The organism is Lachnoclostridium edouardi (assembly GCF_900240245.1).
GTDB classification, from domain to species: domain Bacteria; phylum Bacillota; class Clostridia; order Lachnospirales; family Lachnospiraceae; genus Lachnoclostridium_A; species Lachnoclostridium_A edouardi.
Genome location: NZ_OESQ01000001.1, coordinates 2,559,077 through 2,577,202, shown reverse-complemented (window position 1 = coordinate 2,577,202; position 18,126 = coordinate 2,559,077). Strand labels below are relative to the sequence as shown.

The 18,126-nt window shown below is 44.3% G+C and carries 16 protein-coding genes; 1 reads left to right on the top strand and 15 read right to left on the bottom strand.

Annotated elements, in window-relative coordinates:
- Positions 1-109: 109 nt before the first annotated feature.
- The 6 genes from C1A07_RS12225 to C1A07_RS16445 all read right to left on the bottom strand — a co-directional run bounded on the left by C1A07_RS12225 (position 110) and on the right by C1A07_RS16445 (position 8,160).
- Entirely contained in the window at positions 110-1,219 is a 1,110-nt protein-coding gene (locus tag C1A07_RS12225; protein WP_242972310.1) for an FtsW/RodA/SpoVE family cell cycle protein, read from the bottom strand.
- A 29-nt stretch (positions 1,220-1,248) separates the two neighbouring features.
- The gene (locus C1A07_RS12220; protein ID WP_101877344.1) at positions 1,249-4,074 is read right to left on the bottom strand and encodes a penicillin-binding transpeptidase domain-containing protein; all 2,826 of its coding nucleotides are present in this window, start codon (positions 4,072-4,074) and stop codon (positions 1,249-1,251) included.
- 76 nt (positions 4,075-4,150) lie between these two features.
- The gene (locus C1A07_RS12215; RefSeq protein WP_101877343.1) at positions 4,151-5,638 is read right to left on the bottom strand and encodes a cell wall-binding protein; all 1,488 of its coding nucleotides are present in this window, start codon (positions 5,636-5,638) and stop codon (positions 4,151-4,153) included.
- Between the two features lie 309 nt (positions 5,639-5,947).
- Positions 5,948-6,643 carry a response regulator transcription factor gene (locus tag C1A07_RS12210; protein ID WP_101877342.1) on the bottom strand — a complete coding sequence of 232 codons (696 nt, stop codon included), beginning with the start codon at positions 6,641-6,643 and terminating at the stop codon, positions 5,948-5,950.
- The gene (locus C1A07_RS16450) at positions 6,615-7,349 is read right to left on the bottom strand and encodes a sensor histidine kinase (RefSeq protein ID WP_242972309.1); all 735 of its coding nucleotides are present in this window, start codon (positions 7,347-7,349) and stop codon (positions 6,615-6,617) included. The genes C1A07_RS12210 and C1A07_RS16450 overlap by 29 nt, the downstream gene beginning before the upstream one ends.
- A gap of 16 nt (positions 7,350-7,365) precedes the next feature.
- Positions 7,366-8,160 carry a HAMP domain-containing protein gene (locus C1A07_RS16445; RefSeq protein WP_242972308.1) on the bottom strand — a complete coding sequence of 265 codons (795 nt, stop codon included), beginning with the start codon at positions 8,158-8,160 and terminating at the stop codon, positions 7,366-7,368.
- Between the two features lie 171 nt (positions 8,161-8,331).
- On the opposite strand from C1A07_RS16445, the gene C1A07_RS12200 reads away from it, so the two are divergent.
- A complete protein-coding gene (locus C1A07_RS12200; protein WP_101877341.1) occupies positions 8,332-9,222 on the top strand; it encodes a LysR family transcriptional regulator in 891 nt (296 codons plus the stop codon).
- A 115-nt stretch (positions 9,223-9,337) separates the two neighbouring features.
- Here C1A07_RS12200 and C1A07_RS12195 read toward each other — a convergent pair whose 3' ends face one another.
- The 9 genes from C1A07_RS12195 to C1A07_RS12155 form a co-directional block, all read right to left on the bottom strand.
- Positions 9,338-9,973, bottom strand: coding sequence for a flavodoxin family protein (locus C1A07_RS12195; RefSeq protein WP_101877340.1), 636 nt, complete (start codon positions 9,971-9,973; stop codon positions 9,338-9,340).
- Between the two features lie 15 nt (positions 9,974-9,988).
- A complete protein-coding gene (locus C1A07_RS12190) occupies positions 9,989-10,708 on the bottom strand; it encodes a flavodoxin (RefSeq protein ID WP_101877339.1) in 720 nt (239 codons plus the stop codon).
- Positions 10,709-10,814: 106 nt separating this feature from the next.
- Positions 10,815-11,546 (bottom strand): DUF4405 domain-containing protein, encoded by a 732-nt coding sequence (locus C1A07_RS12185; protein WP_101877338.1) that lies wholly within the window; start codon positions 11,544-11,546, stop codon positions 10,815-10,817.
- On the bottom strand, positions 11,543-12,106 hold the full coding sequence (locus tag C1A07_RS12180) for a flavin reductase family protein (protein ID WP_101877337.1): 564 nt from the start codon (positions 12,104-12,106) through the stop codon (positions 11,543-11,545). The genes C1A07_RS12185 and C1A07_RS12180 overlap by 4 nt, the downstream gene beginning before the upstream one ends.
- A 36-nt stretch (positions 12,107-12,142) precedes the next feature.
- Positions 12,143-13,735, bottom strand: coding sequence for a carboxylesterase/lipase family protein (locus C1A07_RS12175; protein WP_101877336.1), 1,593 nt, complete (start codon positions 13,733-13,735; stop codon positions 12,143-12,145).
- Positions 13,736-13,754: 19 nt separating this feature from the next.
- Complete coding sequence (locus C1A07_RS12170) at positions 13,755-14,678, bottom strand: prolyl oligopeptidase family serine peptidase (RefSeq protein ID WP_242972307.1); 924 nt, start codon at positions 14,676-14,678, stop codon at positions 13,755-13,757.
- A 45-nt stretch (positions 14,679-14,723) separates the two neighbouring features.
- A complete protein-coding gene (locus C1A07_RS12165) occupies positions 14,724-15,887 on the bottom strand; it encodes an iron-containing alcohol dehydrogenase (protein ID WP_101877335.1) in 1,164 nt (387 codons plus the stop codon).
- A complete protein-coding gene (locus tag C1A07_RS16220) occupies positions 15,880-16,974 on the bottom strand; it encodes a cupin domain-containing protein (RefSeq protein ID WP_180952249.1) in 1,095 nt (364 codons plus the stop codon). The genes C1A07_RS12165 and C1A07_RS16220 overlap by 8 nt, the downstream gene beginning before the upstream one ends.
- A gap of 137 nt (positions 16,975-17,111) precedes the next feature.
- Positions 17,112-18,116 carry an aldo/keto reductase gene (locus C1A07_RS12155; protein WP_101877334.1) on the bottom strand — a complete coding sequence of 335 codons (1,005 nt, stop codon included), beginning with the start codon at positions 18,114-18,116 and terminating at the stop codon, positions 17,112-17,114.
- Positions 18,117-18,126: the final 10 nt, after the last annotated feature.

The window sequence follows — 18,126 nt, the reverse complement described above, 5'->3', positions numbered from 1 at the left end:
CCTCCTTTTTTTGTTTCCTTATGTTTATATTTTAAGTCGGAAACAACCAAAAAGGAACGACAAAAAAGCGTTTATGTTTCCAACCAAAAGGTGTGAGCATAAAGTCCTGTCATCTGACACTTAGGACAATACCGACACCCATATACAGGCTTACCATAGAAGTAAGCCCATAGCTGACAAAGGGAAATGTAAGTCCCGTATTCGGAAGCATCCCTGATACCACTCCCAGATTCACAAACCCCTGTCCGCCAATCCAGGCTGCCACACCACAGCAGATCAGACTCCCTGTCATGCTTTTGACCTGCATGCATCTTCTCAGACAGCAAAATACGATTGCCATAAGAGCAAGGATCATCATACTGCATCCCGCAAATCCCCATTCCTGCCCTGCTGCAGCCATAATAAAATCTGTATGGGGTTCCGGAAGAAAGCCGCTTCCAATCACAGTTACGGCTTCATCCTGTTCCCCAAGTCTCCCCAGAGCTCCGCCTGAACCAATGGCCATCATGGAATACATCTGCTGATAAGATTCCGCCGCCCACTCTTCTGGATGCAGCCATGCCATGATCCGGCGATACTGATAGTCATTTAAAAGCTCCTGTCCTGGTCTGGTCACCAGAAATAAAAACAATGCGCCTGCCGGTATTATAACTGCCAGAAATTTTCCTATCAATTTGTAATCTAATCCTGCTGCAAACCACACGCATATAAAAATCCAGGCTGTCACTATTGTTGTTGATAAATCCGGTTCTTCCAGAATCGAGATCAATGGAATCCCCATCAGGAAAGCGGTACGGAGCAGAAACCCCCATTGACTGACCTTTTCAGCTTTTTCTGAAAAACGCTCCGAAAAAAACAGGATCAGCAACAGCTTTCCCACTTCTGAAGGCTGGAAACGAAATCCTCCAATCTCCAGCCATCTGGCCGCTCCTCCTGATACTGCCCCTAGTATATTTACCATGAACAGCATAGTAACTGTAAGCAGATAAATACTCCATCTCATATTCCGGCAAAGCATTTCAATATTGACAACTGAGAAAAACAGCATCATCAATATTCCTGCTCCCATACCAGCTAACTGCCGCTTTCCAAGCCCTGGTTCCAGCATCTCAATTAAATAAATACCAGCCATAGATAACAGGATCGTACAGAACATTAGAAGAAGAGCAAATGGCTTGAAGAATACCGGAAACCTCATCCAGTTTTTTAATTTTCTCATCTAATAACACCTCCTGCCCCAGGTTTCCTCTAGTCTGTTACCCTGTTTCCTGAATTTCCAGAAATATCCGCTGTTCCAGTAAGCAATGTTTCTTCCGGCTCCAATCCAAAATAGTAACGAAAAATATCAGCACTCACATCTACTGCATTGGAGGAAGAATAACCATATGCAATTCTGGTGGCTATTGCAATTTCCGGCTGTTCATAGGGCGCATATCCTATAAACAATGCATGATTGGGCCGACTTCTGTTCTGCTGGGCTGTTCCTGTTTTTCCGGCAGATGAAACAGAAAGACTGGATAAAATCTGATTAGAGTCCGCCATTTTTTTCATTCCTTCTCCGATCACATCCCATGTAGAATCGCTAACCACATTCAGTTCTTCATTCTGGTATTCCTCCTCTCCATCTCCTGAGGAAATCAAAGTCAGGTTATGCAGTGTTCCATGATTTGCCAGCACAGATGCATATCGTGCCAATTGCGTCGTTGTATAATTGTGATTACTCTGTCCGATTGCAGCAGTGACCGGAAATTCATCTGCCATCTGAGGTGGATTTTCTGTAATCTCAATTCCGCTGGCTTCATGAAAACCAAACATTTCCATATATTTCTGAAGTACATTGATCCCCTGTTCCGGCTGGTAAAGCAGTTCTTCCGTTTTTTGATCCTTCAAAGGAAACTCCGCTGTCTCCGGCAAACTGAATCCATATCCCAGACTGTAAAAAAAATAGTTACAGGAATCCCTCAGGGCGTCTGACACATTAAGAGCGCCATGGGTACCTCCGGGATAAATCCAACAGCGGAGACTGGGGATAACTTCTTCAAAAATTCCCTTATCCTCTATCATCGTTTCCGGCGCAATAAGTCCCTCCGTTAAAGCCGCCACAGCCGTAACCGGTTTAAATGTGGAACCTGGCGCAGTTCTCTGTTGGGTAGCATTGTTATACAGGGGAAGGGAGTTGTCATTTAATAATCTGTCATAATAATCTCCATCCACATGATTAGCCAGACGATTGTTGTCATAGCTTGGATAGGTTACCAGCGCCAGCACCTCACCGGTATCCGGATCTGCTACCACGCTGGAAGCTGTACATGGATCTAATGCCAGCTGTGCCGGAGTAAGCTTTAAAGTACGAATCTGTTCCCGCAAAAAAGAATACGCACTCAGGGAGCCGTTCCGCAGTTTTCCATATTCTCCGTCTGTTTCTTCCAAAATCCCCTGTTCCAACAAAGCAAGGCACACATCCTCTCCTCTGATTTCGCCTGAACGCAGCATGATGCTGTACAACAGCCGCTTATATCCTTCATCTGCTTCTAACAGTCTTTCTATTTCATCTTTCATCCGCCCCCAGGCTTCATCCAGATCCGTATATCGTTCCTCTGTTTCCACAGATTTTATCCACTGCTCCCTGAGTCCCTCCAGCAGATACTGTTCCAGGCTATATGTTCCTGACTGCCAGTTCTGGTTCCAGGCACTTTGCCCATCATCTGTTCCTTCCTGAAAATATCCCTGTTCCCTTAACATTTCCGGAATATATCCTGCGATCTCCTGCAGCTCCTCTGTAAGACCTTGCACCGGCTGCTTCCATACCAGTTCCAGAGTCTCGGATATGTGTTTTCTTTTTGCTTCCATGGCGGATGCCATTCTCTTCTCAGCTTCTCCTGCATCCGACAGAGAGAAATGTTCCTGATCCAAAATATGGTTATCAAACAATGCCATGAGAACATCTGCCGTATCGATCGCAAGTTCCTCTGAAGCATCCGTCTTTTCCGGAACCATGTTAGTAAGCAGGATTCCGGCCAGCTTCTGCTCCAGCAAACGATAAACCGCTCCCTGAAGCTCTGCATCAATTGTCAGCTGCACATCCTCCCCTCTTTCCGCTTCTCTTGCCTCCAGTTCCCGGCTGATGCGTCCTACACTGTCAACATAGAACTGCTTTGTCCCATTTCTTCCTCTCAGTTTTTGCTCGAATGCCTGTTCAATACCGCTTTTTCCAACCTGGGCATCCATATCATACTCCATTCCATCCTCCTGGAACTGAATCAGTTCTTCCTCCGAAACAGGGCCTGTATACCCCAAAAGCTGCGAAAAATACGGATTATCAATATATCGGCGTACCGTAGTATTTACAACCTCCACCCCAGGCAGCTCTCTTGTGTTTTCCAAAATTCCAACCATGGTTTCTTCACTGACTTCCTCCGCCAAAACAGTAGGGCGATATCTCTGATAGCTGTTCTGTGCCATAGCATAGCGCACTGCTGTAATCTGAAGAGCATGGTCAGGGCTGTATTCCCTGTCAATTCCATATCTGGTATTTCCCTGAAGATAGTCCAGTACCTGTTCCGGCGATGCAGTCCCTTCATCATATCCCAGCCTTTCGTTATATGTAAGATCCTCAACGGAGCTGTGCCCAAAAACATCCGCTAGGAATCGCTGCTTATCTCTTCCTTCCTCTGTGTATGTAAAAGTGCCATTTTCTGTCCATGTGATCGGAAAATCTACAGAAATGATATCTCCTTTTTCTTCTATAAGTCCGATTACCATGCTGATTATATGGTTTAACTTCTCATTGCGTTCTGTCCTTGTCTCATATACGCCACTATCCTGAATGGTAATCTGATAAGTCAGCTCGTCATATGCCAGGGGTATTCCATTTCTGTCATAAATCGTTCCTCTTCCAGCTCTGCTTGTCTGATTTCTTGTAATCCGGCTCAGAAACTCCTGCTGATATAAAGTTCCATCCTCTATCTGGATCTGATAAAAACGCAGAAGAGCCGAAGAAAACATCCCCAAAAATAAAAATCCCAGCAGAAGTAACCGGTTTTGAATAAAAGTTTTCCAGATATATTTAATCAATAAGATGTTTCTCCTTTTTTATCGTTTTTCAGGAAATGCCCAAAGGGACGGAGAAAACTCTCTCCGCCCCTGACCATTACAGGCTATAAATCTCTCTAAATTCAATCTCTGGCAGGCGCTCTCCCTCTGTCACCTCGCCAATCCGTTCTCTGTCCTCATCAATGTAGTAAATGGTTCCATCATCATATTCATAGCGGTATTCTCCATCCGCACGATAGGCTCTGTTCCTGTCCTGAACCCTGCCTGATTCATTTACCAGATACATCTGCTCACCGATCTGGAATACCTGAATATCCTCTCCATCCTCTGCTTCGACCAGCTTTCCGTTGTAATATAAGTAGCCATTTCTCTCGCCGGTATAGCCGCCGCCTCGATTAGAGCCAGAGGTATTGAAGTAGTAGGTTCCCCGCTCGCCATCCTCATCATATACATTGGTCTGACGATCCCGTTTCATGGCTCCATCCGAATCATCTGCTCCAAAATATGCACTAAGCACACTGCCATCTTCTAATTGAAATCCCAGCAATCCGCTCTGCATACGGCCATATTCGTCAAAGAAATAATTCTGTCCATTGATTCTGGTAGTTGCATCAGAAAGCGTATCTGCTTCATTGCTTAAGTAAGCCGGAACTCCATCTCCATCAAAATAGTACCATGCCCCATCTCCGAAATCATCCCGTTCCGGAAGCGCAGCATTGCTGGGTGTTGCATTGCTGGGTGTCGCAGGACTATAATCGAAATCATCATCATCGCTATCTGTGGGATCATCATACAGATATCTCCAGCCGGTAGTCATCTGTCCCTGATCCTCTGTTCCAAAATACTTCAGTGTACTGATTCCGGTCGGATCGCCTTCTTCACGATCAGCAACCTCTACCCACCCTGTAGCCATTACGCCATTTTCATCAAAATAATAACGATTTCCATTGATACGACGACTTACATAAGAATCCTCAGTTGCTCTTACGGCTCGCCCATTTTCCTGAAAATAAAACCATTCTCCCATCTCTCCGCTGGTAACCACTGTGGAGACTTCTCCATCTTCCGGGGAGCTGTCCTCATCCCATTCCAAAGCTAGCCAGCCGGTTTTCATCGCTCCGTCGTTTTCATCACCCAGATAATACAGATTTTCATCATCTGTAAACCAGCCATAGTCCATAGTTCCATCGCTGTCAAAATGATAACGGTTTCCATTGATCGTCTGCCATCCATCCGTTACAGTCCGACCGCTTTCACTCAGGAAAAACCATCCTCCGTCAGAGTTAGGCGCATCATCGGTTCCTTCCTCTACATAAATCCACTGATTAGAAACTCTGGCACCATCTTCATTCACATAATAGCTATCCTCGACCCACTGATCTGTGGCCATAACGCCGTCAGAGTCTAAATAGTAATAATTGTTTCCAGATTGTCTCCATGCGTCTGTTACCCTGTTTCCTGAACTATCTGTGTAGATCCACTGCCCATCTTCCTGCTGCCATGCAGCAAATGATGTCATAGCCATCCCTGCAGTTAATGCTGTCGCTGCCGTCAGCATCAATACCATTTTTTTCCTTCTTCTCATCGTATTTCACTCCTTTGTTTTTCATTTATCAGGAACAAAAGCAATTATAGGCATATGAAATAACAGAAGGCTAACAAAAGCCTAAAGAAAGGCTAAACTCACCTTTCTTTTTTCTTACAATACCAAAATACAAAAAGACAGAAAAAACGATCTCCTGAAAAGAGATCGCCTTTCGAGTGCATTTTATGAGTGATGTAAGCAATTAAAAGGAGTTTTTTGTACCTCTGATTTGGTACATCCTTATATTATGAGGTAAATCTAACATCCAGCTAACAGGTTGCTAAACTTTTTCTAAATCATTTCTGTCATTTAGTTTATCCGAAACCGATATCCCACTCCCCATACAGTTTCAATCATTTTAGGATTCGACGAATCCTTTTCCAACTTTTGACGCAGACGATTAATATGTACAGTAATCGTGTCTGTTGTACCCATGGAGTCCATTCCCCAGATCCTGTCAAACAGCGTTTCTTTTGAAAATGCTATGTTGGGGTTTTCCGCCATAAAAAGCAAAAGCTCAAACTCTTTATTGGCCAGATTCACTTCCCTGCCTGATAAAAACACGCGCCGCTCCTTCGGCAGTATTTTTAAATCTCCTATATGAAGCTCTGTACTACGACCGTCCTCCTTCTTCTCCAGAAGCCGCTGATGGATTTTTATATGCGAGCGCACTCTCGCTACCAGTTCAGCCGGACTGAATGGTTTTACCATATAATCATCCGCTCCCAGGCCTAAACCACATATTTTATCTACATCTTCTTTGCGGGCCGTTACCATAATAATTGGAAGATCCTTTGTTTCTCTAAGCTTCCGACAAATTTCAAATCCGTTTCGTCCAGGAAGCATTACATCCAGAATCACTGCGCTATAGTTTCCGTCCAAAGCCTTTTTCAATCCCTGTGTTCCATCCAATTCAATTTCCACATCAAAGCCACTGGCTTCTAAATAGTCTCTCTCCAGTTCCGCAATCAGTTCGTCATCCTCTACAATCAATATTTTCAGCAAATGACTCACCTCTTTCTGTTTTATTTTCTTCTATAGTGGAAATTCCAGGTATTTCCATGATCACAGCCAATCCATTTCTGTTTTCAGCCCATACCGTACCTCCGTGAGCACGAATAATTTCCCTCACAACAGCCAGACCAATTCCGCTTCCTTTTCCTGAATGGCTCCTTGCATCATCTGTTCGGTAAAAGGTATCAAAAATCCTTCCTAGGCTTTCTTCCGGCACTCCTGGACCATCATCCTGGTACTCGACCTGGATACGGGCTTTTTTCATATGCCTTGTAATACGGATCAATACATGGGAATCCTCATTTTCTCGATACCGGATTGTGTTTGAAAAAAGATTGTCGAATACCCGCTTCATCTCATTGCCGTCGAAATTCAGAGGATATTTCTTCTCTGGCGCTTCCAGACGGATATTCACATGATTCTGCCTGGCTTCTTCCACATAAGTAGACAGATACTGCTCAAAAAACACTTTTAGATCTCCTCGTTCCATATGATAGGTCACTCTCCCGCTTTCCAGCCGGTTATAATCAGAAAGACTATCCACCAGACGCTCTAAATCTTTTGTACGGATTTTAATAGCTTTTAAATACCGCTGCTGTTTTTCCGGCGTATTGGCAATTCCTTCTATCAGACCGTCCAGATAACCGCCAATTGATGTCAATGGTGTTCTAAGATCATGGGAAACACCATTAATCATTTCCCTTCGCTGGTTTTCATCCTCCAGGCGCTTGCTCCACCGACTCCTTCAGATAGGCTCTCATCTGCTCAAAATCCTGACACATCTGCCCGAATTCATCCCGTCTGCAGTAATCAATCTCTGTATCCAGATTTCCGTCACGGATATTCTTTGTTCCCTTTCTTAATTTTTCCAAAGGCACTAAAATACTTTCAGATACCCACCAGGACAAAATCCAGTTGACAATCAGGGTAACTGCAAAAAATAATGCCAGTAAAAGAAGCACATATTTCATAATATACATGCGGAAATAGGATTCTACCTGACATTCCTCATCTCCTCCGTTTACTGCAATGATGGAAAACTCTTCTCCGCCATGAGCAAATGTATTTTTAATTACTGATACATTATCAAGGCTGGCTGTCAGCATTTTAGCCGTGTGGAGCGCATCCCCTGCTGTTTTTAGTGCTGTTTCCATGTCTTTGTCAGAGATATTGGAGTAAAGAACTGTCCCTTCCCGTTTTACCAGAAAATGGTATCCCATTTTTGTAAGTTTTTTTTCCAAATGATACATCGTTTCATTCTTTTTTATTTTATCATTCTCATTCTGAATATTGTTTCCCCAGTTGTTTTCCCAAAGCTCCTCCTGATAAGTATAGATCAGGCTCTGGGCAGACTGAATCCCATTTTCATCCTGATACATGGTTTCTATGGAATGCCAATAGCTTCCTACCGAGCCATATCTTGCAACCAGGACGGCAATTAAAATCGTTATGATCGGGATAATTACCATCAGAATATTTGATAACCGGATTTTGTTTTTTATTGTCATAGCCTTCACCACTTTCTTCTGTTCCTATTTCCATACACCTTCTCTACAGTATCCATGCTACAGGTTACGCATTCCTAACAAAAATCTAAACAATTCCTAAACTCCTTGAATAACAGGGAAAAGACAGTTATAATTCTAACCAAAAGGTGTGAACAGGAGGAGCAGACTACCATGTATAACCGCCATTTAGATACATTTATTCAGGTTGCTGACAGCGGAAGCTTTCTAAAAGCTGCAGATAAGCTCTATATCTCTGCCAATGCGGTAACAAAGCAGATCAATCTCCTGGAAAGCCATCTGGATGTCAAGCTTTTTAACCGAAGTACCCAAGGCTTGGAACTGACAGAAGCTGGAAAATTGATTTATACGGAAGCAAAAAAAATGATCCGCCACTCCAAAACAGTACTTCAAAAAGCACATGAGTTGGAACAGAAAAAAAATTATACCATACGCATTGGCGTATCTCTTATGAATCCGGCAGCCATTCTTCTGAAGCAATGGAAACAGGCATCCATACTCTATCCTGATGTTCGTCTCGAAATTGTTCCTTTTGAAGACACTGTCCCTGCATTTTTAGAGGTTCTGGACAACCTTGGTTCTAAGATTGATCTTCTATCCTGTCCCTATGATACAAACCACTGGGGAGACCGATATAACTCCTTTCACCTGATGGATCTTCCTCTCAAAGTTTCCTGCTCCAAATCCCATCCTTTGGCTGAAAAAGACCATCTGGCGCTGGAGGATTTATACGAGCAGACTCTGCTCCTTGCCAATCGGGGGCTGAACCCCTATACGGATCCTGTCTGGGATGAGCTGGAATCCATGTATCCCCAGATCCATCTGAAAGGTGTTGACTATATTGATATCCACCTGTTCAACCAGCTGGTTACATCCCAGGAGCTGTTGCTGTCTGCTGAATGCTGGGACAATGTTCATCCGCTTCTGACTACTATACCTGTTGATTGGAGCTTCACGATGCCATATGGGCTTATTTACTCAAAAAATCCTTCTCCCGAGCTTCTGCAGTTTCTTCTGGCTGTCGGGCAGATGGAAAGTGTATAAAATATTCCTCTATGACAATAGGCAGATGTTCGGGAAATTTACTTTCATCTAACATCTGCCCATCTATCCATCTACTGCTTCTTTCATTTGTTCAATGTACTTCCGTATATTTTACTTATCTGACAAAGTTCGTAAATACTGCGTCCTCTTTCTCCGGCAGTTTTACTCCTGCATTTTTTGCTGCCTCCTGGCACTTCAGCAGATACGCCATGTTTCTTCCCAAGACCCGCATGGTATATAAACCTTCCTTATCTTCCTCTACCTGCTCTGGAAGCGCCCCATGAACCATATTCCAATACCGTGAAGACACAACCGGCATTTCCTGAATTGTAAAATATTTATTCATCTGATCAAATGCCGCTGTAGTTCCCGCTCTTCTGGCTGAAATCACTGCTGCGGCTGGCTTCATATAAAAACCTCGATTGTAATTCCCGCATAGTTCAGAATAAAATAAGCGATCCATAAAAGCCGTTATATTTCCACTGGCTGCTCCATAATGAACCGGAGTTCCAAAAATAAAACCATCTGCCTCATATACCTTATCCCGAATCTGATTTACAATATCATCAAAAACACATTTTCCAATTTCGGAACATTTTCTGCATCCAATGCAACCACCGATCGGTTTATTTCCAATCCAGAAAATTTCTGTTTCAATCCCTTCCTGATTCAGTGTACCTGCTGCTTCCTGTAATGCTCTGTTAGTACAGCCCGCTTTATGCGGGCTGCCGTTTACCAATAATACCTTCATACTCTTTCTGCTCCTTTACTGTCCCAGACCAAGTTCCTCTACCCAGCTGGTTACATCCTCTGCTGATACACCTGAGCGGAATCTCATACCTTCCTGCCAGTCCCCTGTACCTGCCATTTCTGCCAGCAGTTCGCCGCTCTGTCCAAGTCCGGAGCTGGAAGAGGTTGCAAAGGGAATAACTGTCTTACCGGTAAAATCATTCGCTTCCACAAAACCGTCTACCGGCCATGCTGCAATTCCCCACCAGATGGGATATCCAATGAATACGGTATCATAGGAATCCCAATCCTCTACGGTTGAGGAAACCAGTTCTACATCCCTCTCAGCCTCATTTTCATGTTCTCTTGTCACCCGGCTGTTATCATCTGTCCAATTTAAGTCTGCATCCGAGTACGGCTCTGCAGGCTCCAGTTCAAACAAATCTCCTCCGGTAACCTCAGCTATGGTGTTTGCCACCTCCTCCGTATTTCCGCTGGCTGAATAATAAACTACCAGAGTCTTTCCTCCCTCGGCATCTGAATTCTCTGCCTCTTCTGTTTCAGCTTCTGCCTGAGAGTTATCTTTCTGCGCCGCAGTCTCTGTATCCTGTGCCTCACTGACCGTTTCCGTTGTCTGTACTTCTGCCGTCGTAGCTGCCGCTGTCTGTTCTGCTGTATTAGAAGAACCGCAGGCTGCCAGAATCCCTGCCATAGCAGTACCAATAATTGCTATTGAAATCCATTTTTTTAATTTCATAATATCTCCTTCCGTTGATTGCCAAATTATTTTCACAGTATTATTGTAATCCCGCTTCGTCTAAAAAAGAATCCATGAAAAAGCGTGACCTTTTCCAACCTTTTGGTTAGAGCTTCCTCTGTCGGCCGGCTGTTCTCTGTAAAAGTCCTGCCGCATAATAAGAAACAAAGATGAAGAATCCCATCATGGCCAGATGTTCCAACAAAAACACAGCTAAAGACTTATTAAAATCAATGAAAACAAAGTGGGTTTTTAAAAACAGGTACGAAACAATATCTGCATCATAAAAGGCATAAGCCCCATATGCTGCTATCAGTAAAGCTGTCCCTTTGAGAACCGCAGCCCGTACTTTTGACGGCTGAATCTTGAACCTGTTTCGGAAAATTCCCATAAGCATCTTCCAGTGCATCCCCAAATGAATGCTCATCAGTACAAAGCCCCAATAGCCGCAGAACATATGGGTAAGTCTGGCCGTCTCCGCTCCGCTTCTGACAGGCAAAAAATCAAATATATGGTTGGAAATCATAATTCCGCTGATCATGGATCCTGTCATTGTCAGAAACAGCAATGCCGCCACTCCTGTCTGTACGGCACGGTACATACCAAAGCGCCCTTTTCCCAGTGCCCGAATCCATGAAAGGTTAAGGAGATGGTGCAGGATAACCAGCAAAAACATCCCCATTCCCAGCCACTCGTGTGCTTTTTCACCCAGCAGGGAATATGGCATCAGAAGCAAAAGTGTTATCGTCATCAGACAGTCAACTGCCATTTTTATTTTTACTTTCCCTGCTGCATGGCTGCTTTTTCTTCTGGAAGCCCCTTTAACATGTTTCCTCATAAGCGCTGCTTAATTTTCATTCCGTCTGAGAATGCACTTCCCACCCTGTCTCCCAGCCGATAATATCCATGGTGGACCGCATCATATGTAATCGGAATAAACTTAGCCAAATCAATCTCTCCATCCTGACCGAGGATACGCTCATCCGCACTAACATTCCTGATTTCTCCAATAAATTTACTGCTGTCTACTATCTTACTTAATACACACTCCAATGTCAGTGGCAGTTCATTAATGATTGGCGCATTCACAAACTCACTTTTTGTAGTCGTAAATCCGGCTTTTTCCATCTTGTCTGTGATTTTATTGGCTGAAACAAGACCAACATAATCACAGGATGCCAGATGACTTAAATCTGCTATGCTAACGGTAAATGCTTTTGTTTTTAAAATATTATCGGTAGTTTTGTGTGGACTCAGATCCAGAATTATTTCATTTCTTCCTACAATACCGCCCCAGGCTGCATTCATGGCATTGGGGATTCCCTGTTCATCATATGAACCAATAATCATAACAGGCTGTGGATATAAGTATGGCTGTGGTCCAAAATTTTTTCTCATGTTATCATTTCTCCTTAAAGTATTTTATTTTCCGGTTTAGTACTCATAGTCTGGTACTAAAATAGAAAGAAGTTCTTTGTCATGATGATGTACCAGTTTAGATTCTGTATCCAGCAGCATGGTCGCACCGCTTTCTCTTGTATACGGCTCCCACTCAGGCATATCTCCTGTTCCAGGAATACCATTTTTTGCAAAATTGATCCATGCCTGACTTATCTGTTCTGAAAGCGCCGTTTGCTCTTCTGTCTCACTAGCATGAGCGAATACATATGGAATCTCTGCACCATGTGAGGACCGTCCATAAGTAAACAGGTAGCTGTAAACCGGTGCGCCTCCCTGATCTGCCTTATGAGACATAATCTTCAAAAGAGGGAGACGAATAATCGTTGTATCCACCTGATCTGCTGTCAATTCCGGTTTATCTGGATATGCCTCCCGAAGAGCAGTCTCCAATTCTTCTGTTTCTTCAATCGGCTCTGCTTCAAAAAACCCACTCCATTCATTTAAATTGCTTCCAATTAAAAGCGGAATGTCAGTCCCTGCCTCTGCAAATGATTCCTCAGTGACCGGATTAGTAGGAAGAAAATCTCCATCAACCACTGGCTCCCAATCCATAGAATAAGAGCCTCCCAAAGCTGCCGGAATCTGCAGTTCCTCGCCGGTTTCCTGCAGTGCTTCTGCAGCGGCTGTTTCTAATTCCTCTACAGAAACAGTCTGGATATCCTCCAGATTTTCTTCTGTAATACCAAGATTTTCCAGTACATTCTCTGCCAGTCTGGTACTGGATTCCTGGGTATTAAAGCTGACGCCCATGGTTTCTGTAGCACCGCTCTGGACGATTCCCTTATGAAACAGGCCTTCTGCATCCGGTGAAGTCATCAAAGCCAGTACTTTCGCACCCCCCCCCGATTGTCCAAACACAGTCACATTGTCAGGATCTCCGCCAAAATTTTCAATATTGTCCTGAATCCACTGCAGAGAATCTACGATATCCCACATTCCTACATTGGCAGAATCTTTATATTTCTCACCATAAGCTGCCAGATCCAGATATCCGAATACATTCAGCCTGTGATTTACTCCTACCACAACAACATCTCCGCTTCGGCTTAATGCCTCTCCATCAAACTCTTCTCCATTTGCGCTTCCGCTGGAAAAACCGCCTCCATGGAGCCATACCATAACCGGCCGCTTCTGACCGTCCTTTAATCCAGGTGTCCAGATATTCAGATTCTGACAATTATTATCCGTTCCATCCTGATTTCCCGCATCTCCCAGTCCGGAAATAGCGCCCTGCGGAGACATTGAACCGTAAGTGTCTGCCATCCTTACTCCTTCCCACGGTGTCACATCCTGAGCCGGAACAAAACGCTCCTTTGCCTCTGCATAAGGGATTCCCAGATATCTGTAGATTCCTGCTTCATTTGTTCCCTGAACCAATCCAGCCGTAGTTTCTGCAACACCATCAGCCAGTTTTTCCGCTTCCTGCGCCTCTGATGATGCCTCTACCTCCGTCTCTGTTGCCGCTTCCGTTGTCTGCGGTGCAGTATTCCGGCTGCCACAGGCAGAAAGGCTGAGAACCATTGCCCCTGTCAGTACAGCTGCTGTTATCTGTTTTCTTCTTCTCATTCGTCATCATCCTTTCCTATCAGTTTTCCGCCTGCTCAGAATGTTCTGTTCCGAACAGCCATCCCATAACTGTCTCATCTCTGCTGAACAATCCGCCTCCGCCATGCTGGTTTGTTACTCCTCTATCTTCAAAATAAGAGGCCGGCTTTATATCTAACACAACCAGTTTCTGAATTTCTTCCTCTGAAATTCCTTCTGCTTTATAACGATTATAAATTGCTTCATAAGCTTCTTTGAATGGCTCTGAACCATAGTATTCATCCGATTCTCCAATGACAAAATATACCGGGATTTTTGCCTCTGTGACTGCTTCGTAATCTCCATCCCATTGGGAGCTGCACATCAATGCCCGTGTATAAAGTTCTGGGCGTTTGTCCAAAACCAAAGACAGGGTTTCACCGCCTCCGGAATAACCATTGATATAAACCTGCTCTCTGTCTATGTTGTAGTTTCTAAGGAAAAACTCTGTCAATGCTATGGTTTTGTCTGCTGACAGTTCTCCCCAGTCATCCAGCTGCGGTGCAACAATGATCATATTCTCTTTATATTTCTGTGCTTCAAATGCAAATTCCTCTGAACGGATATTGATACCTGCCCCCTGAAAATAAAGGCCTTCATATCCAGGGAGTGTAATATAGAGACTATACGGTGTACTTCCATCGTAACTATCCGGAATTTTCACACAGTAATGGATATCTCCCAGTTCCTCCGAGTGCAATACACTGTCAACTATAAAATCCCTGTATGTTTCCGTACCCTCCGTAACAAATTCTCCCGTTTCCTGTACATCATAGCTGCTCTCAAAAACAAGCTTCTGAGTGTCTGTGTTAGAAGATACCACTTCGGAAACAACTGTCTCATTGGCAGCTGCTTCCGAAATATATTCAGGACTGCAGCCGGTCAGAGCAAGCATAAAAATGAGCATCATTGCCTTTTCTAACATCTGATCCCTTCTTTCAATTATCGTCTGTCAGACTTTCCCTATATATCACTGGCACTCCTGCAGAATTTCAAAAATTTCTTCCGGCGTCAGTGTTTTGCAGCAGCCTGCCTGAATGTTGGAGGACTCTGCCACAGCTTTCAGAAGTTTATCATCCGTCTGTATCCCCAGTTCCCTGAAATTGGTTGGGAGTCCGATTGCCCGTATAAAATCCTCCAGCTGCCGTATTCCCTCCAGGGCAACCTCATCTCTTGTTTTTCCCACTGGTGAAACACTCCATACACATTCGGCAAAATGTGCAAACCGTTCCACCGCCTCTTTATAAATATGGCGATATAAAACCGGATGAATCACTGCCAGACCGCAGCCATGATTGCAGTCCGTATATGCACCCAGCTGATGCTCAATCATATGTGCCTGGAAATCTGTGATTTTTCCGATTTTCAAAATCCCATTTTCAGCCATAGCGGAATCCCACATCAGCTCTCTTCTGGCATATGTATCTTCTGGATTTTCTGCAAGCAGCCAAAGATTACGAATTACATTCCGCATAACTGCTTCATTGATTTCATCTGATACATTTGCTGTTCTTGGACTTCCGAAATAGGTTTCCATGCAATGGCTCAATGTATCAAATGCTCCCGAAATAACCTGTTTTATGGGAAGCGTCATGGTATAAGCCGGATCAAGTGCCGCAAATACGGCGTTGGCTCCCATCACACCCGTCTTAATTTTCTTTTCTTCATGGGTAATTACCGCCCCATTATTCATCTCCGCACCAGTTCCAGAGGCAGTAACCACAGCGCCCATGGGGATAAATTCTGTCGGGTATTCGTGATCCGTAAATTCCATTTCCCAGATATCTTTTTCTGTTTTTGCCTGGGCAGAAATAATCTTGCAGCAGTCGATTACCGAACCGCCTCCGACTGCCAGAATAAAGTCTATCTGTTTTTCCCTGGCAAGATCAGCTCCCTCCTGAACCTTTGCATAGGTAGGATTCGGCATAATACCGGAAAAATCTACAATTTCTTTTCCTGCATCCTCCAGCATCCCCCTGACAGCATCATAAACGCCGCTTTTCTTTACAGATCCTCCTCCGTAAGCCAGCATTACATGTTTGCCGTACTTTCCCAGTTCCTGCGAGATTGCCTTTTTCGCTGCATCTGTACCAAAATATACTTTTACTGGATATGAATACATAAAATCATTCATTCTCTATTCCTCCTTCTGCCTGTGCTTTTTCTTTTGGAAGGGAAGAATATTCTTCGTCTGATATCCGGTCAAACCACTCTAATCCTTTCAATTCCGGATTTGTATTTACTGCAATGTGGGCAAAACTGGTATCTGCGCTTCCGCCATGCCAGTGTTTCACTCCTGGCGGACAAAAAGCCACATCACCAGGAGCCATTACCTGTACCGGCTCTCCCTCAATCTGATGATAACCAATCCCATCTGTTGCAACCAGAATCTGTCCTCCTTCATGGGTGTGCCAGTTATTAATCACTCCGGGATCAAAGACCACATAATGGAGATCCGGTGCACCAGCTGCATTATCTTCTCCGATTAAAGAAGACACATATGCCGGTCCGCTGAAGGTATCCGACGTCATTGCCTGTGCTGCCTGCTCAAACATAAACTTATGATCCGCTGTAATCGTACGGCCTGTATATTCTTCTGTATCAAGCTGTTTGTACTGTTCCTCTGTTACCGGCTCCTCCGCAGGTGCATCTTCTTCCGGAACATAGCCGGAATCAAAAATTACCATCTGGGAAAACCAGCTGTCCGGAGCAGCTCCATGCCAATGCCTTACTCCCGGTTCAATATTTACCACATCACCCTGCCGGAGAATCTGGGCAGGCTTTCCTTCTTCCTGATAATATCCCACTCCGCCAGTAATCAGCAGCACCATTCCGCCATGGGTATGCCAGCTGCTTCTGGCCCCTGGCTCAAAGGTAAGATGGTTTGTCTGGGGAAAATGATAGGTTTCATCATTGGGAATCATCATTTCAATATAAGCTGTTCCTGTAAAAGAATCAGAATCTATCTTCTGGCCCAAAGAAAATGGCAGCTCGCTGCTGGCTGTAATGATACCTTCCTGTTCAGATATTCCCTCCTGAGTCTGTGCAGACGCTCCCTCTGATGCACTTTCTGTTTCTTCCTGATTTTGACTGGTCTGTACTTCTGCTGCAGTCTGTTCTGCAGCTGTTTCCGAAACAGCATTGCTTACACTGTTTCCTCCACAGGCTGTCAGGCTTAAAGAAAGTAACGAAGCTAATATTGATATTCTGTATTTTTTCATCCTGTTCCTCCATTTCCTGGTGTTTTTCCATTTGCCAAGCCTATTTTACAACGCAAGAAATCCGTTTGGAACGACAAATAAGTTATTTTAGTCCCAACCAAAAGGTGTGGATATACCTTGCCTTTCCTTCTATTCTGTCAATTCTTCTGTGATATCCGGCTTCCACCGAATACCTCCGACATTTCCATATGGTTCAGCGCACCATCAATCGATGCCATTTCCTCCGGCTGCAGAACAACCTCAGCCGCCCCTGCATTTTCGTACAAGCGATCTGTTCTCCTTGTTCCTGGAATCGGAACAATATAAGGGCGCTTCGTCATCATCCAGGCAAGCGAAATCTGGGCCGGTGTCGCCTGCTTTTCTTCTGCTATTTGGTGCAGCAAAGCCAAAAGCGTTCCATTTTTTTTCATTCCTTCTTCCGTAAACTGAGGCATCACACTGCGATAATCCGTACCCGCTTCAAAAACAGAATCTTTATTATATCTTGCAGAAAGGAAACCATTCGCCAGCGGAGAGAATGCTACAAAACCAATGTTCAATTCCTCCAATATGGGAAACAGTTTTGTATGCCATCTTGCCATCATAGAATATCGGTTCTGAATTGCTGTTACCGGGCATATCCTGTGTGCCCTGCAAATCATATCCTCATCTGCTTCTGACAATCCCCAGTGAGTAATTTTTCCTTCTGCAATCAGCTCAGACATCACACCTGCAACCTCCTCCACAGGGATCTGTGGATCTGGCCGATGCTGATAGTAAAGATCAATATGATCGGTCTGCAGGCGCTTTAAGGAGGTTTCTACCGATTTCCGAATGGTTTCCGGTCTGGAATCTGGGATCAGAGGTTTGTTTACTTCCTCTGCATCCATATCAAAATGAATCCCGAATTTTGTAGCAAGTACTACATGATTACGGTAAGGCTTTAATGCCTTCCCTACCAGTTCTTCATTGTCATGAGGGTGTTCTGGTGTCCCATAAACTTCTGCCGTATCAAAAAAGGTGTAGCCAATGTCAACCGCTTTTGCCAGCAATTCCGTCATTTCCTTTTTATCTGCAGGCGCTCCATAAGCATGGCTCATTCCCATGCACCCAAGTCCTATGGATGAAACCTGCAAGTCCCTGCCAAGTATCCGTTTATCCATTTTTCATTCT

Bases quoted from the DNA above. Each gene is read 5' to 3' on its own strand.
- C1A07_RS12225 (WP_242972310.1), bottom strand. From the start codon at position 1,219: ATGAGAAAATTAAAAAACTGGATGAGGTTTCCGGTATTCTTCAAGCCA.
- C1A07_RS12215 (WP_101877343.1), bottom strand. From the start codon at position 5,638: ATGAGAAGAAGGAAAAAAATGGTATTGATGCTGACGGCAGCGACAGCA.
- C1A07_RS16450 (WP_242972309.1), bottom strand. From the start codon at position 7,349: ATGATTAATGGTGTTTCCCATGATCTTAGAACACCATTGACATCAATT.
- C1A07_RS16445 (WP_242972308.1), bottom strand. From the start codon at position 8,160: ATGACAATAAAAAACAAAATCCGGTTATCAAATATTCTGATGGTAATT.
- C1A07_RS12200 (WP_101877341.1), top strand. From the start codon at position 8,332: ATGTATAACCGCCATTTAGATACATTTATTCAGGTTGCTGACAGCGGA.
- C1A07_RS12195 (WP_101877340.1), bottom strand. From the start codon at position 9,973: ATGAAGGTATTATTGGTAAACGGCAGCCCGCATAAAGCGGGCTGTACT.
- C1A07_RS12190 (WP_101877339.1), bottom strand. From the start codon at position 10,708: ATGAAATTAAAAAAATGGATTTCAATAGCAATTATTGGTACTGCTATG.
- C1A07_RS12185 (WP_101877338.1), bottom strand. From the start codon at position 11,546: ATGAGGAAACATGTTAAAGGGGCTTCCAGAAGAAAAAGCAGCCATGCA.
- C1A07_RS12180 (WP_101877337.1), bottom strand. From the start codon at position 12,106: ATGAGAAAAAATTTTGGACCACAGCCATACTTATATCCACAGCCTGTT.
- C1A07_RS12175 (WP_101877336.1), bottom strand. From the start codon at position 13,735: ATGAGAAGAAGAAAACAGATAACAGCAGCTGTACTGACAGGGGCAATG.
- C1A07_RS12170 (WP_242972307.1), bottom strand. From the start codon at position 14,678: ATGTTAGAAAAGGCAATGATGCTCATTTTTATGCTTGCTCTGACCGGC.
- C1A07_RS12165 (WP_101877335.1), bottom strand. From the start codon at position 15,887: ATGAATGATTTTATGTATTCATATCCAGTAAAAGTATATTTTGGTACA.
- C1A07_RS16220 (WP_180952249.1), bottom strand. From the start codon at position 16,974: ATGAAAAAATACAGAATATCAATATTAGCTTCGTTACTTTCTTTAAGC.
- C1A07_RS12155 (WP_101877334.1), bottom strand. From the start codon at position 18,116: ATGGATAAACGGATACTTGGCAGGGACTTGCAGGTTTCATCCATAGGA.